The organism is Paraburkholderia sp. EG304, assembly GCF_046543485.1.
Taxonomy (GTDB): domain Bacteria; phylum Pseudomonadota; class Gammaproteobacteria; order Burkholderiales; family Burkholderiaceae; genus Paraburkholderia; species Paraburkholderia youngii.
Window position 1 is genome coordinate 53,362 of the sequence record NZ_JBKGUA010000031.1, and the last position, 13,029, is coordinate 66,390.

The window sequence follows — 13,029 nt, forward strand, 5'->3', positions numbered from 1 at the left end:
GACCGCGGCGAGCCGTCAGGAAGTGCGGGTCTGGCGCGCTTCGTACGTCTTCAGATGACTATAGGCGATGCGCAGCAGCGACAACGCGTGTTCGCCCTTTTGCGCGTCGCCGCCGCGCGTGATCAAGTCGCCGAGAATATGATCCGCCTCGGTGTGCGAGCGGTTTTCGACGTCGCGCAGCATCGACGCGGTGAGCGGCGACGGCGTCAGAAGCACCTGGATGGCGCGCGCGTCGAAGTCCGCGTCCATCGTGAAGCCATTGTGTTCGGCCACCGCGCGGCATTCGCCGAGCAGCTTCTCGATCACGCGCTTGCCGTCAGGCGCGGCCAGAATATCGCCGACCGAACCGCGCATCAAGCAGGTGGTGCCGGCCAGCGTGGCGAGGAATACCCATTTCTCCCACATGCGCAGCAGGATGTTGTCGCTGACCGCGACGTCGAACTTCGCGCCCGACATCGCATCGGCAATCGCCTGGGTGCGCTCCGAGGTGCCGCCCACGAGTTCGCCGAACGTAATCGCCTGCATGTCGTTCAGATGCATGATGTGCTGCTCCGCATTGAGCGTCGCGGCGATCACACACTGGCCGCCGAGCACGCGCTCCTTGCCGAAGCGCGCGCTCAGCACCTCGATATGGCGCATGCCGTTAAGCATCGGCAGGATCAGCGTTTCTTCGCCGACGAATGGCGTGAACGAATCGATCGCGTCGTCGAGACTGTAGGCTTTGCAGCTCAGCAGCACGAGGTCGAACGGCTCGCTGGCGACACCTGCCAGGATCGTCTTCACGTCGCGCAACTGGAGATTGCCCCGTGGGCTGTTGATGACGAGGCCGTCGCGCCGCAGCTTTTCGGCGCGACCGGCGCGTACGAGGAAGGTCACGTCCTGCCCCGCCGCCGCCAGACGTCCGCCGAAATAACCGCCAACCGCGCCTGCCCCTACTACCAGAATTCGCATCTTGAGCCTCTTGAAAGATTTCGGTTTGCCGATCATGCGCGTCGCTGGTGGACGCATCCCGATGTTGCCGTGTGCTTCTTGTGCAGAATGTAGCAAAGATTGGGAATCGGTTCCGGGGAGGCTCAACTGTGGCGCGGACGCTTTCGAAGTCCCGCGCCTTCTGGCCGCAATCGCGCTATCGCGTGCCTTACTGTCCGGACGCGACCGTTTCTCCCTGCTCCCACCCGCCCCCCAGCGACCGGTACAGCGCGATCGCCGAAAGCGCGTGCTCGCGCCGGGCCTGATTCAGCGATTCCGAATCGCGCAGATACGCTTGCTGCGCGTCGAGCACGTCGAGGAAGCTCGACGCGCCGCCCTTATACAACTCGGTCGACAGACGCAGCGCATGATTCGACGCATCGAGCGCACCGGCCAGGCGCTGCACCTGCGCCGCGCCGCTGACGAGATCGCTGCGATTGTCCTCGACCTCCTTGAGCGCCTGCAGCATCGTCTGCTGCAGGCCGAGCTGCGATTCGCGCATGCGGCTCTCGTTCGCGTCGATGTTCGCGGTGATGCGCCCGGCGTTGAAGATCGGGCTCGTTGCATTCAACGCGGCGCTAAACAGATTGTCGGTCAGCGTCGGCAAGCCAAGGTACGACGATGCGAGCAGCCCATTCGTCAGGTTGATCTTGAACTGCGGATAGCGCTGGGCCTTCGATACTCCCACTTCCGCCGCACGCTGTTCGACGAGCGCATAAGCGGTGCGCACGTCGGGCCGATGCAGCAACGCGTCGGACGGCAATACCTGCGGCGCGCTTTCCGCAGGCACCGGAATCTCGCGCGCGCTGGAAAGCAGCAGCGTATCGAGACTTTCCGGCGTACGCCCCGAATACACGGCGATCAGGCTCAGCTGATGCTGGACCGTCGATTGCATGCGCGGAATCTGTGCCTGCAAATCCTGCAACTGATTCTGCGCGCGGGCGACGTCGAGCTGGGTCGACAGTCCGTAATGCAGACGCGCCTGCGTGAGCTTCAGCGCGCGGCTGCGGATCTGCTCGTTGTCGTCGAGGATCTGCAATTGCGCCTGCGCCCAGCGCAGATCGATATATGCTGCCGCCGTGTTCGCCGCGAGCGCGAGCCGCAACTGGTTCAGCGCCCCAACGCTACCCGACACCTGCGCCTGCGACGCGAGCACCGCGAGTCGTTCGCCGCCGAACACGTCCGGGGTCCAGCTCGCGGCGAGGCCGAAGCCGGCCTGGCGCACATAGCCGAGCGGCGGCGGCGTGTTCTGCCGCTCGATCGAAGCGCCTGCGTTCGCATTCAGCTCCGGCAGCAGCGCGGCGCGATTCTGCGTCACCAGATCCTGCGACTGTTTCACGCGCTCGGCCGCGGCTTGCACGTCGAGGTTGCCGGTCAACACCGATTCGATCAGCTGATGCATGACCGGGTCGCCGAATTGCGCCCACCAGGCATCGGTGTTCACGCTATCCTGCGGTGCGTCGACGCTCCAGGCGGCCGGCGCCAGCGTCTGCACCGCATGCGGCAAATCCGCGTGCGTGGCCGGTTGCACCGCGCAGGCCGCGAGCGTCAAAAATGCCGCGCTCGCCACTAATTTCATCGCCATCCGTTTCATGTTGGACTCCTAGTGGGCATCGGGCGGGGGCGCGGTGTTGCCGAACGGCCGCGAAAACAGCACGCTCAGCAAAGCGACCACGAAGCACAGCGCAACCGCCAGAAAGGCGTCGGAAAACGCGAGCACCAGCGCTTCGCGCATCAATGCCTCGTGCAATTCGGCCAGCCCCGCATTCGCAGCATTCAATACGTTGCCGCCGACTGCCGACAAATACTCGGCCTGCTTCTGCAAGATCGATTCGACGACCGGACGGCCCGCGTTCAGATGTTCGTCGAGCCGTTCGTAGTGAAGATTCAGACGGTCGTTCAACATCGTGCTGCTGACCGCGATGCCGATCGCGCCGCCGAGATTACGCATCAGATTGAACAGTCCGCTCGCGGAGCGCAGCCGCGACGGCGGCAACGCGCCGAGCGCCATCGTCACGATCGGCGGAATACAGAACTGCTGGCCGATTCCGCGCAAGGCTTGCGGAATCAGCAGTTGCTGCCAGCCCCATTGGTTCGTCAACGGCACGTACAGGTAGCAGCCGATGCCAAACAGCGCGAGGCCGAACACCATCAGCAAGCGCATATCGACGAAGCGCGCGAGCGTCGAGTACGCGCCGAGCGCGAGCAACTGAAAACAGCCGACCGATAGCAACGCGAGGCCGATCTGCAACGAATCGAAGCCGCGCACGCGGGCAAGAAACACCGGCGTCAGAAACACGGTGCAGAAGATCCCGATCCCGGTGATGAACGACAGCAGACTGCCGATACCGAAGTTGCGCAGCGCCAGCGCGCGCAGGTCGACGATCGGTTCCTTCGCGGTGAACGCATGCACGAGGAACAGAAACCCGCAGATCGCCGCGACCCACGCGCACAGCACGATCACGTCGTCGCCGAACCAGTTCTTGCGCGGCCCTTCTTCGAGCACGTATTCGAGGCAGCCGAGAAAACCCGACATCAGCAGGATGCCGACGTAGTCGCCCTTCTTCAGCAGCGACAGATCGACCCTGTCGATATGCACGTACTTCGGCACCAGCAGCGTAACGGCGACGCCCGGTACCAGGTTCAGATAGAACAGCCAGTGCCACGACCATTGCGACGTGATCCAGCCGCCGATCACCGGGCCGATCGTCGGTGCCAGCGACGCGAGCGCGCCGATCGTCGTCGATGCGATCAAACGCTGCTTGCCGGGAAACAGCACGAACGCGGTCGTAAACACGGTCGGGATCATGGCGGCGCCGAGCGCGCCTTGCAGACCGCGAAACAGGATCATCGAGTTGATGTCCCATGCGAGCCCGCACAGCATGCTGGTCACCGTGAAGCCGAACGCGGAAAACGTGAACAGCCACCGTGTCGAGAACACGCGCGTGAGCCACCCCGACATCGGAATCACGATGATCTCCGCGATCAGATACGAGGTCTGCACCCACGACAGTTCGTCCTGACTCGCGGACAGCCCGCCACCGATATCGCGCAGCGACGACGCGACGATCTGGATATCGAGCGTCGCCATGAAAAAGCCCACGCACATCAGCGCGAATGCGAAGACCTTGGTGCGGGTCGGCTGGTCGGCGGGGTTGTCGAGAACGTCGGTCATGATCGGTTCATCCCTGCGCGGCCGGATGGCCCGCATCGACGTGCACTTTCACCGTCGCGGAGAGGCCGGGACGCAACACGCCTTGCATGTCCTTCGGCACGTCGAGGCGCACGCGCACCGGCACGCGCTGCACGATCTTCGTGAAGTTGCCGGTCGCGTTTTCCGCGGGCAATACGCTGAAGGTCGCGCCGGTCGCCGGCGCAAGGCTTTCGACCACGCCATGCAGCGTGGTATTCGACGCGTCGAGCTGGACCTCGACGCTGTCGCCCGCGCGCATCTTGCGCAGCTGGTCTTCCTTGAAGTTCGCGTCGATCCACAGGCCGCTCGCGGGCACGACGGTCAGAAGCGACACGCCGGTGTTGGCGAGCAGCCCGACGCGCGCGGTCCGATTGCCGACATAGCCGTCGATCGGCGAGCGGATCGTCGTGTATTCCACGTTCAACGCGGCGACGCGCTGCGCGGCCTGCGCGGTCGCGATGCGCGCTTTCGCGTCGCCGATCTGCGCGTCGAGCACCGCGATCTGGCGTTGCGCCGCGAGCAGCGCCGCGCCGCTGCGATCGACCGCGGCGCGCGCTTTGGTCAGATCGGCATCGGCTTTCTCGACGACCTGGTTCGACACTGCGTCGTCCTTCACGAGCTCGCGGTAGCGGATCTGGTCGGCCGCACTGCGCGTCAGCTCGGCGCCCGACGCGCGGACCTCCGCGGCCTGCTCGTTGATCGCCGCGAGTTGCAGCGATTTCTTCGCTTCGAGCTCGGTGACGGCGGCCTGCGCGCTCTCCACTTCCGCGTTGGCCTGCGCGAGACGCGCGTCGTAATCGCGGGCGTCGAGACGCACCAGCACCTGGTTGGCATGCACGAACTCGTTGTCGCGCACCAGCACGTCGGTGACGAAGCCGTTGACTTTTGGCGCCATCACCGTGACGTCGCCGCCGACGTAGGCATCATCGGTCGTCTCGAGGAAGCGGCCGACGAAGAACCAGTACGACGTGGCCAGCGCCAGCACGACGAGAACGGACAGGATCGCGAGCAGCATCCACGGGATACGCCGCGCCGCTCGGGCTGGCTGTACCGCGCTCGGGGGCGCGACGGTCGAGGGAGTTGTGGACATGATGTCGATATGTGCGTATGCACTCTTCAGGTTGAAAAAAACGGCGCGGTGCGCCGGCCTCCGCTACCTTCAGCGTTTATGTCAAAGCGAATCTTTGGTGATCGCAAATAGCTCGCTGCGCAGCGCGGCCGCGCGCTTCTCGCCGAAGCGGTGTTCGAACTCGGCCTGTGCGGCGTACCAGTACGCGCGGGCCGAGGCTAACCGCTGTTCGCCCTCGGGTGTCAGCGAGATCAGCAGCGTGCGTGCATCCGCACCCAGTGCCTCGCTCGACACGAGCCCATCGCGGCGCAGCGGCTGGATCGTGCGGACCAGCGTGGTGCGCTGCATGCGCATGGCTTCGGCGATCTGCTTCATCGTCATCGGACCGGTGCGCTTCAGACGCCCCAGCAGCGAAAACTGCGTGATGGTCAGGTCGACATTCGACAGATGCCGATCATAGATCTGCGATACGTGACGTGCCGCTTGGCGGATCGCAAAGCAGTCGTCATCTAGGAGCGCTTCCATTCGCTGCCCTTCCTTTTGCTCGTTAGTGCATATGCACATGAAACGGCATTATAAAACCCGCCGAGGCGGGCTCCGGTGCCGATCTAGTCGGTGATGCTGAACAGCTCCGCGCGCAGCGTCTTCGCGCGGGCGCGACCGAACTTCTTTTCGAATTCGTCCTGCGCGGCGCGCCATGCGACCGAGGCCTGATCGAAGGTAGTCACGCCCTTTTCCGTCAGGCTGAACAGCAGCGTGCGGTTGTCGTGGTCCGCCGCTTCGGCCAACACGAGACCGTCGCGCTGCAGCGGCTTCATTGCGCGGACCAGCGTGGTGCGCTCCATGACCATCGCGTCCGCGAGCTCCGCCATCGGCAGGTTCGGGGTGCGCGCGAGCTTTGCCAGGATCGTGAACTGCGCAGCCGTCAGCCCGACGCTGCCGAGATGGCGCTCGTAGATCTGCGTGACGTGCCGCGCCGCCTGGCGCAGCGCGAAGCAGTTGCATTCATCGTAGGAGACTGGACGGTTCATGGAGCGAAGTCTATGTGTGCATATGCACGATGTCAAGTTTTTCTGCGCACGCACTGCAAGCCCTCACCGCAAATCCGCTCGCAGATCACGCACACCCTTGCCCAGTCGTTGGCGCAATAGCGTGCGTAACGTGGCACCGTCGACATACCCGACCTCGGCCGCGATCGCGTCGATGCCGAGGCCGCTGCCATGCAGCAGCGACTGCGCGTGCTCGACACGCAGATCCTGAAAGTACCCCAACGGCGATTTGCCGAGCACGTCCTGGCAACGACGCTGCAGCGTGCGCGCGCTCGTCGCCAGTGCGGCTGCCGCGTGCTGCAGCGAGAACCCTTCCTTCAGATGATCGCGCGCCCATCGCTCGAAACGCTGAATCAGCGGATCGGCCTGCGCGAGGTGGTTCGGAATGATGTAAGGCGCCTGCGATGAGCGCAGATCCGCGAGCAGATACCGCGACACGAGCGCGGCCAGTTCGGGGCTCGCGCGACGGATCAGCCACAGCGCGAGATCGAGATGCCCCATCGCCGCGCCCGCCGTCACCCCGACCTCCGTTGGCACCAACATGCGCGACTCATCGAGCAGCACCGCCGGATAGCGCTGCCGGAACAGTGGACTCAGCCACCAGGTCGTCGTCGCTTCGCGATGATCGAGGAGCCCGGTTTCCGCGACGAGGAACGTGCCGATGCACGACGCGGCAAGCAACGTGCCCTGTGCATGCCACGCGAGCAATTGTTCCCTGGCGTCGCGCACGTCCGGCCGTTCGAGCGCCGGCACCAGTTGCTCCGGGGTGCCGGTGCCGAGCGCGGGAATGACCATCCAGTCCGGTTTGAGGTCGGCGGTGATCGCTTGCACGGGGATCGCGAACCCCTGCCCCGACTGGACCTTCTTGCGCACGCCGACGATCGACAGCTCGAAGTGCGGCCGTCCGCCCATCTTCGCGGCCGCGAACCGGTTGGCGAGCGAGAACGCGTCGAGCATGACGGTGAGGCCGGTATCGAACAGCCCCTGCAGGGCGAGGATCGCGATGCGCATGGCGTAAATGACCCTAAACTTGTCATTTGCGACGATACAGCTTTTTCCGGACGAGGGCTACAGTGAACTCCGTTGTACATCGCAACGAACGTCGACCAAGGAGGTCACAGATGAAAGTTTTCGCCATCGCATCCGCACAACCGACCCTCACCCCGGACAAGCTCCAGCAGCACTTGCCTCACGAGGTGCCGGCCACTCTGCAGTTCTATCTGGACGGCAAGGTCGAGCAGTTCTGGTTCCGCGACAAGGCCGGACCGATCTTCCTGATGAACGTCGCATCGGTCGATGAGGCCAGGTCGATACTCGACGCGTTGCCGCTCGTGGCCGACGGGCTGATGAAGTATGAGTATTTGCCGGTGGGACCGCTCGCGCCGCTCGGGCGGCTGATTCACAAGGGATGATGTTGCAGGCGGGATGAACGGTGCCGCCGGCCTGGCCGGCGGCACGCTTGCGGAAGCATCACTGCCCGACCTTCTCCGATTCAACCACGAGGTCCAGTACATAAGCCACCGACGGTCCGTCGGCGGGCGGGTTCGTGATCGTAAAACGCTTGACGCGCACCACGTTACGGATGCCCGGCGTGTGCGTATAGCCTTCGATATTCTGATTGAACGGCTGCCACGGACCGGGCGTGCCGGTGGCCAGCCCCTGCTCGTCGAAGAAACGTTCGCGCACGAGCAGACATTGCCCGTCCGGCATCAACGGATGGGTGCACGGCACCGACTGCGGCGCCACCTCCAGGAATGCAATTTGACCGGGGCCGCCGTAGCGCGTCTCGGCCGTCGGCACGCCGGTAAAGCTCAGCGTATCGCCGTTATCCGTGACGAGTTGCAGGCGCGGCCCGTTGTCGCGCGCGAGCAGGTTCACATTGACGCTGCCGCGCACTCGCTGCGAGATCGCATCGTCGAGTGCGGCAAGCGCGGGGTCGTTGCAGGCCATCATCGTGGTGACCATCGGGCCGATCTGCAGATACCCCTTCCTCACCGTGTAACCCGCTCCCATGTTGTTGCAGCTATTGACGACGGTGATCCGATACGGACTGAAGTCCAGTTGCACCGGTTTGTCCGGGCGGGCGAACAGCGCATCGATGCGGTTGCCGTTGCTGTCGATCGCGTTGCTCAGCTGCCAGTGGTAGCGGGCCAGCTGATCGGTGCCGGTCGGCGCCGCCGGGTTCGCCGCGGCCGTGGTCGCCGCGGGAGCCGGCGCTGTCACTTCGGGTGTCTGCGCGCACGCGGCGAGAACGAGCGGCAGCAGGAGCAAGCGGTATTTCACGTCGGCACCTCGGTGAGTTCAGTGGTTGTTCCGGGCGTTGGCCCGCGTCGCCTGGCGAAGGGACGCGAGCATCAGGTCGCATGCCCGAAAGCCGGAAAAGCCAGTGAAGGTCACCACCCGGCCACGTTACGCCGGGTTTGCGCACCTGCGTCGCTCAGGCCGCGAGCAATCGACTCGACGACCGACAGCATAACGCAGGTAGATGGCGGAAATATGCTGTTCCATGTCTGCCTTGGATTCTTCGTTAGGTTACCGAACTGCGGCAGGTGACGCAGGCTACGCCTTGGATATGTCGCGACGCACCGCGGGCGCGGCGTGAAGTCTCCTGAGCCGGGGGCGCAGCATCAGATAGAAGGCGGCAACGTGCGTGATCGCCAGCGTCGGTACATAGATGATCGGGATCGCGTACATGGCGCCCAGTTCTCCTGAATGCGCGGGCAGATCGGCCGCTGTCGCGTGGTAGTAGTCGACAAGCAGATCGGCCATACCGACCAGATTGAAAGCAACCACGAACGACCAGAAAAGCGGCCGTATCCGCGCCGTCAGCAAGGCCAGCATCGCCAGCACGCCCGTGGCGAAATCTCCGTAAGCGGCGAACGCGGCGAAGCTCGCGGACAGTTGCGGACTGACGACGCCGGGTAGCAGGAACGCGAGCCCGAAAAAACGGAAGCTGTGCAAGGTGGCGATCGCGCGTTGCGCGTCGAACGGCGCCATCGACCTGAGCTTCGGCCACACGTAGGTGCCGAAGCACAACAACCAGGCAACGTAGCCCAGAACGAGATGCATCTGAAAGAGAAGCCGCGCTGACATGATGCCTCCTGTCGAATGTTGGATGCGCAGGTGATAGGTGTACCATCGTCTCGCGCGAGCGACTATTCCTCACAATGTTGACAGGCTATGAAGCAGAACTTCACAGTCAGGCAGGGTGCACTCGACGGCGTCGAGGTCTTCCTCAGCGTGGCCGAGCATCGCAGTTTTCGCGGCGCCGCCGCGGCGCTCGGCGTGACGCCGTCGGCGATCAGTCAGGCGGTGCGCGTGCTCGAAGCGCGCATCGGCGCGACGCTTTTCATTCGCACGACGCGCAGCGTCGGCTTGACCGAAGCCGGCGAGCGCTTTCTGGCGCGCGCCAAGCCCGCTTTCGAGGAACTCGTCGCCGCCAGCGAGGTGGCGCGCGGACTCGGCGAGCGGCCGTCCGGCCTGTTGCGTCTTTCGGTGCCACGCGCGGTCGTGCCGATCCTGCTGGAGCCGCTGATCGCGTCGTTCTGCGAGGCCAATCCCGAGGTCGAGGTGGAGATTGCCGCCAGCAAGGAGCTGATCGATCTCGCAGCGGAAGGCTTCGACGCCGGCATCCGGCTGGGCCAGTTCGTTGCCGCCGACATGGTCGCGGTGCCGTTGACGGCGCCATTCCGCTTCGTCGTGGTGGGAAGTCCCGGCTATTTCGCGGCGCGCGGCCACCCCGAGCACATCGACGATCTGCGTACGCATGCCTGCATTCGCTGGCGGCGCTCCAACGGCGCGCTCGCGTCGTGGTCGTTCATCGACAACGGCCAGCCGATCGAAGTCGCCGTTTCCGGTCCTTTCATCGCCAGCGATTTTCTGGGCATGCTGGGTGCGGCGAACGCAGGCATCGGCCTTGCTCAGCTACCCGAGCCGATGGCCGCCGAGGGGTTGCGAACCGGAAAGCTCGTGCGCGTTCTGGAGGCGTATGCGCCGCTGATCCCTGGCGTGTTTCTCTACTATCCGAGTCGCCGGCAGATCATGCCGAAGCTGCGCGCGTTCATCGATCATGTGAAGAGCCGCACGGCGAGTACCCAAAATGGGCGCTGATTGCCGGTCTGCAGGAGTACCTGTGGTCTGGCCGCCATTTCTGGCAACCATTTGGCGATTACGGTACGGCCGCGCTAGCCGCGACCGCTTTCAACTCATGAGCCTTGTAATATCGACCGCCCCAGAACGAGTAACTCGTTGAACTGTGTTACCAATTCGAAACATAAAGCAAACGACAGCATATAAGACGGCCCGGGAAATCTGTGCATCCACCCCAGAATCGGCACTGAAATACGTGTTCTAACGGCGTCCCGAGTCATTATCCATGTGATGGTCGCGCCAATCGCCGCCCCCGCGATTATGTCGGTCGGATAGTGCCATCCGAGATAAACGCGAGGCAGACATATGAAGATCGCGGTGTATAAAAGCGCGAGCACACCGGCGCGGCGCGACACCAGAAAGATCCCGGTTGCGACCGAAATCCACAGCATCGCGTGGTCACTTGGGAAGGAGCTCCAGGCTGGCAACACGGCCGCTTCCAGACCACCCGACGGAAAACTCAGGTGTAGCTCAGGATTAAACAGAGGCCGTATACGGAATGGCAAATAATGAGCAATAAGCCTGAATATCGCGAGCGCAAGAAGGCCGCTCGCGATCGTCGCGACGACCATTTCACGCTCCCAATCGCCACGCTGGCTGGGTTTGAACCATATCCACCACAATACGGGTATGAGCACCAAACCCTTGAATGTGTATAGGTCCGCGATGATTCTTATGGCGTGATTCAACATGGCGCAACTCAGCGCCATGTGCGTCAGGAAAGTTTGGATTGCGGTATCGAAAGGGTCCATTCGTCAGGAGTGTCCGCAAAAGCTTTCGAGCAATCGGTGCGGTAGCGAACGTTTGCGTTACTCGCGAACAGCCAGTCCGCATCTCTTAAGCAATTCTTCAGCATGGTTACCTTACGATCGCGCCGAACCGACAAGACGAACAACCGACGCGCATTCAAGGGATCTGTTGCCATGCAGTTGCTGTTGATGGGAAAGGATGAGTTGATCGCTGGACCGGTCGTCGATACGTTGCGACGTGCGGGCCATACCATCAATTGGATGAGTGTCGTTGGCGAGCCCATGAGTTGGCCGGACTGCAGCTTGTACGACCTCATCATGCTCGACCCTGACCTGTCGGGAATCAACCTTATTGACGCGCTGAAGCGTTATCGAGAGTGCGGTGGCGATGCCCTGATCATCATCGTGACGGCACAGAGGGAACTGGAAAGTTGTATTGCCGCACTCGACGCAGGCGCGGACGATTACCTGGTCAAACCATTCGACGTCGATGAACTTGCGGCGCGCGTACGTGCGTTGACGCGTCGCAGAGTGGTACGGACGGTTCCCGTTCTCGCGTACGATGGCCTCATGCTGGATGCAGCCTCTCATCGAGTCACCCTGCATGGAGAACCGCTCACGCTGGCGCCGCGCGGGTTCGCTCTGCTACAGGCGCTGATCGAAGACCCGGCGCGCGTTTTCACTCGCTCGGAACTTGAAGCGAGGATATGCGATCCACGCGAGGAAATCGCCAGCAATGCCATCGAAGTGCAGGTGTGTGGCTTGCGACGAAAAATCGGAGCAGGACGGATCGTGACGGTGCGCGGCGCAGGCTATTGTCTGCGAACACCTGACTCGACAGTCCGCTTCGCTGACTAGCGGACGTTCCTGTTTCAAGCGCGGTTACCCGCTTCGTTGCGAGAAACCATCGTGAGCGCGAGTCCGGCCAGCACGAGAGCCACGCCGACCAAGAACGATGGGCCGACCCTGTCGCCGAACATGAATGATGCAGCGGCAATGCCGAAGATCGGCTGGAGGAACTGAACGCTCGCGGCAACCCGCGCCGGAACGATACGCAGCAGGTTGAGCCACATAAACAGGCCGGCAACAGTCACGATCACCCCGAGATATACCGCGGCTGATACACCCTGCGTGGTAACGTGAAATGGAACGTGCCACATCTCCCACGCCGCCCACGGCAGCAGTGCAACGAAACCGAACAGCGTGCTCCAGGCTGCAACCGTCGCAGTGCCATATGCGGTCGTGAGTTCGACGCTCCAGACGTAATAGAACGCAATCGCGAGCGCCGACAGCAGCACGCAAATCGCGCCGCCCGCAGTGGTATCGGACAGCGTCGCTGCGCCGTGCTCGCGGGCGAACGCGACCAACGCGATGCCCGCGAATGCCGCGAGCAGTCCCAGCTTTTGCCAACCCGATACATGCTGTTTGAGGCGCAGCGCCGCAAAGAACACGATAAAAACCGGAATGGTCGCGGAAATGATGGTGCCGACAGACGCCGAGGTGCCCGAGACGCCAAAGGTCTGCGCGACCTGTCCGATGCCGATGCCCAGCACGCCTAGCATGGCGACGCGCGGCCATGCGTGCCGCGGCAACGGATGCCGGCCCACCGCGAAGATGAGCAGTAGCGGCACGGCTACGGCAAAGCGCATTGCGGTGAGCGTCAGCGGCGGTAGCGACTCGAGTCCCAGTTTGGTCACCGGTATGGAAAGTCCCCACATCACCGCGAGGACCAGCAATGCGCCGAAACTCCGCATCGTGATCGTCTTGGCTGCGTGGTCATTGACGACCACCCCGGAACGGGCATCACTCAGACTTGGGCTCGACATGGGCGTTGGTGCGAAAAAGACATTG

Annotated in this window: 14 protein-coding genes; 3 read left to right on the forward strand and 11 right to left on the reverse strand. The window is 63.3% G+C overall.

All coding sequences use genetic code 11. The annotated features are described in order from the left end of the window. Window positions 1-15 precede the first annotated feature (15 nt). From panE to ACLFKU_RS29140, 7 genes are all read right to left on the reverse strand, one after another. Window positions 16-951: a 2-dehydropantoate 2-reductase gene (gene panE, locus ACLFKU_RS29110; protein WP_368582265.1), complete on the reverse strand. Its 936-nt coding sequence runs from the start codon at window positions 949-951 to the stop codon at window positions 16-18. 187 nt (window positions 952-1,138) lie between these two features. Beyond that, the gene (locus ACLFKU_RS29115) at window positions 1,139-2,563 is read right to left on the reverse strand and encodes an efflux transporter outer membrane subunit (RefSeq protein ID WP_410851372.1); all 1,425 of its coding nucleotides are present in this window, start codon (window positions 2,561-2,563) and stop codon (window positions 1,139-1,141) included. A gap of 9 nt (window positions 2,564-2,572) precedes the next feature. Next, complete coding sequence (locus ACLFKU_RS29120) at window positions 2,573-4,144, reverse strand: DHA2 family efflux MFS transporter permease subunit (RefSeq protein ID WP_410851373.1); 1,572 nt, start codon at window positions 4,142-4,144, stop codon at window positions 2,573-2,575. 7 nt (window positions 4,145-4,151) lie between these two features. Then, window positions 4,152-5,252: an HlyD family secretion protein gene (locus tag ACLFKU_RS29125; RefSeq protein WP_410851374.1), complete on the reverse strand. Its 1,101-nt coding sequence runs from the start codon at window positions 5,250-5,252 to the stop codon at window positions 4,152-4,154. 81 nt (window positions 5,253-5,333) lie between these two features. Further along, on the reverse strand, window positions 5,334-5,756 hold the full coding sequence (locus ACLFKU_RS29130; protein WP_368582261.1) for a MarR family winged helix-turn-helix transcriptional regulator: 423 nt from the start codon (window positions 5,754-5,756) through the stop codon (window positions 5,334-5,336). Window positions 5,757-5,839: 83 nt separating this feature from the next. Further along, a complete protein-coding gene (locus tag ACLFKU_RS29135) occupies window positions 5,840-6,262 on the reverse strand; it encodes a MarR family winged helix-turn-helix transcriptional regulator (protein WP_368582260.1) in 423 nt (140 codons plus the stop codon). Between the two features lie 63 nt (window positions 6,263-6,325). Next, window positions 6,326-7,291, reverse strand: coding sequence for a GlxA family transcriptional regulator (locus tag ACLFKU_RS29140; RefSeq protein WP_410851375.1), 966 nt, complete (start codon window positions 7,289-7,291; stop codon window positions 6,326-6,328). Between the two features lie 110 nt (window positions 7,292-7,401). On the opposite strand from ACLFKU_RS29140, the gene ACLFKU_RS29145 reads away from it, so the two are divergent. Then, complete coding sequence (locus ACLFKU_RS29145) at window positions 7,402-7,692, forward strand: hypothetical protein (RefSeq protein ID WP_410851376.1); 291 nt, start codon at window positions 7,402-7,404, stop codon at window positions 7,690-7,692. Window positions 7,693-7,750: 58 nt separating this feature from the next. Here the strand turns inward: ACLFKU_RS29145 and ACLFKU_RS29150 are convergent, their stop codons facing one another. Next, window positions 7,751-8,563, reverse strand: a complete 813-nt coding sequence (locus ACLFKU_RS29150; protein WP_368582257.1) for a DUF4377 domain-containing protein — start codon at window positions 8,561-8,563, stop codon at window positions 7,751-7,753. A 276-nt stretch (window positions 8,564-8,839) separates the two neighbouring features. Then, on the reverse strand, window positions 8,840-9,373 hold the full coding sequence (locus ACLFKU_RS29155) for a hypothetical protein (RefSeq protein WP_176106640.1): 534 nt from the start codon (window positions 9,371-9,373) through the stop codon (window positions 8,840-8,842). An 87-nt stretch (window positions 9,374-9,460) separates the two neighbouring features. Here ACLFKU_RS29155 and ACLFKU_RS29160 point away from each other — a divergent pair, with 87 nt between their 5' ends. Then, a complete protein-coding gene (locus ACLFKU_RS29160) occupies window positions 9,461-10,390 on the forward strand; it encodes a LysR family transcriptional regulator (protein WP_410851377.1) in 930 nt (309 codons plus the stop codon). A 95-nt stretch (window positions 10,391-10,485) separates the two neighbouring features. Here the strand turns inward: ACLFKU_RS29160 and ACLFKU_RS29165 are convergent, their stop codons facing one another. Next, window positions 10,486-11,181: a phosphatase PAP2 family protein gene (locus tag ACLFKU_RS29165; protein WP_368582254.1), complete on the reverse strand. Its 696-nt coding sequence runs from the start codon at window positions 11,179-11,181 to the stop codon at window positions 10,486-10,488. Window positions 11,182-11,352: 171 nt separating this feature from the next. Here ACLFKU_RS29165 and ACLFKU_RS29170 point away from each other — a divergent pair, with 171 nt between their 5' ends. Further along, entirely contained in the window at window positions 11,353-12,036 is a 684-nt protein-coding gene (locus ACLFKU_RS29170; protein ID WP_410851378.1) for a winged helix-turn-helix domain-containing protein, read from the forward strand. Window positions 12,037-12,050: 14 nt separating this feature from the next. On the opposite strand, the gene ACLFKU_RS29175 is transcribed toward ACLFKU_RS29170, so the two are convergent. Further along, window positions 12,051-13,004: a DMT family transporter gene (locus ACLFKU_RS29175; RefSeq protein WP_410851379.1), complete on the reverse strand. Its 954-nt coding sequence runs from the start codon at window positions 13,002-13,004 to the stop codon at window positions 12,051-12,053. Between the last annotated feature and the right edge of the window lie 25 nt (window positions 13,005-13,029).

Bases quoted from the DNA above. Each gene is read 5' to 3' on its own strand.
- panE (WP_368582265.1), bottom strand. From the start codon at position 951: ATGCGAATTCTGGTAGTAGGGGCAGGCGCGGTTGGCGGTTATTTCGGC.
- ACLFKU_RS29115 (WP_410851372.1), bottom strand. From the start codon at position 2,563: ATGAAACGGATGGCGATGAAATTAGTGGCGAGCGCGGCATTTTTGACG.
- ACLFKU_RS29120 (WP_410851373.1), bottom strand. From the start codon at position 4,144: ATGACCGACGTTCTCGACAACCCCGCCGACCAGCCGACCCGCACCAAG.
- ACLFKU_RS29125 (WP_410851374.1), bottom strand. From the start codon at position 5,252: ATGTCCACAACTCCCTCGACCGTCGCGCCCCCGAGCGCGGTACAGCCA.
- ACLFKU_RS29130 (WP_368582261.1), bottom strand. From the start codon at position 5,756: ATGGAAGCGCTCCTAGATGACGACTGCTTTGCGATCCGCCAAGCGGCA.
- ACLFKU_RS29135 (WP_368582260.1), bottom strand. From the start codon at position 6,262: ATGAACCGTCCAGTCTCCTACGATGAATGCAACTGCTTCGCGCTGCGC.
- ACLFKU_RS29140 (WP_410851375.1), bottom strand. From the start codon at position 7,291: ATGCGCATCGCGATCCTCGCCCTGCAGGGGCTGTTCGATACCGGCCTC.
- ACLFKU_RS29145 (WP_410851376.1), top strand. From the start codon at position 7,402: ATGAAAGTTTTCGCCATCGCATCCGCACAACCGACCCTCACCCCGGAC.
- ACLFKU_RS29155 (WP_176106640.1), bottom strand. From the start codon at position 9,373: ATGTCAGCGCGGCTTCTCTTTCAGATGCATCTCGTTCTGGGCTACGTT.
- ACLFKU_RS29160 (WP_410851377.1), top strand. From the start codon at position 9,461: ATGAAGCAGAACTTCACAGTCAGGCAGGGTGCACTCGACGGCGTCGAG.
- ACLFKU_RS29165 (WP_368582254.1), bottom strand. From the start codon at position 11,181: ATGGACCCTTTCGATACCGCAATCCAAACTTTCCTGACGCACATGGCG.
- ACLFKU_RS29170 (WP_410851378.1), top strand. From the start codon at position 11,353: ATGCAGTTGCTGTTGATGGGAAAGGATGAGTTGATCGCTGGACCGGTC.
- ACLFKU_RS29175 (WP_410851379.1), bottom strand. From the start codon at position 13,004: ATGTCGAGCCCAAGTCTGAGTGATGCCCGTTCCGGGGTGGTCGTCAAT.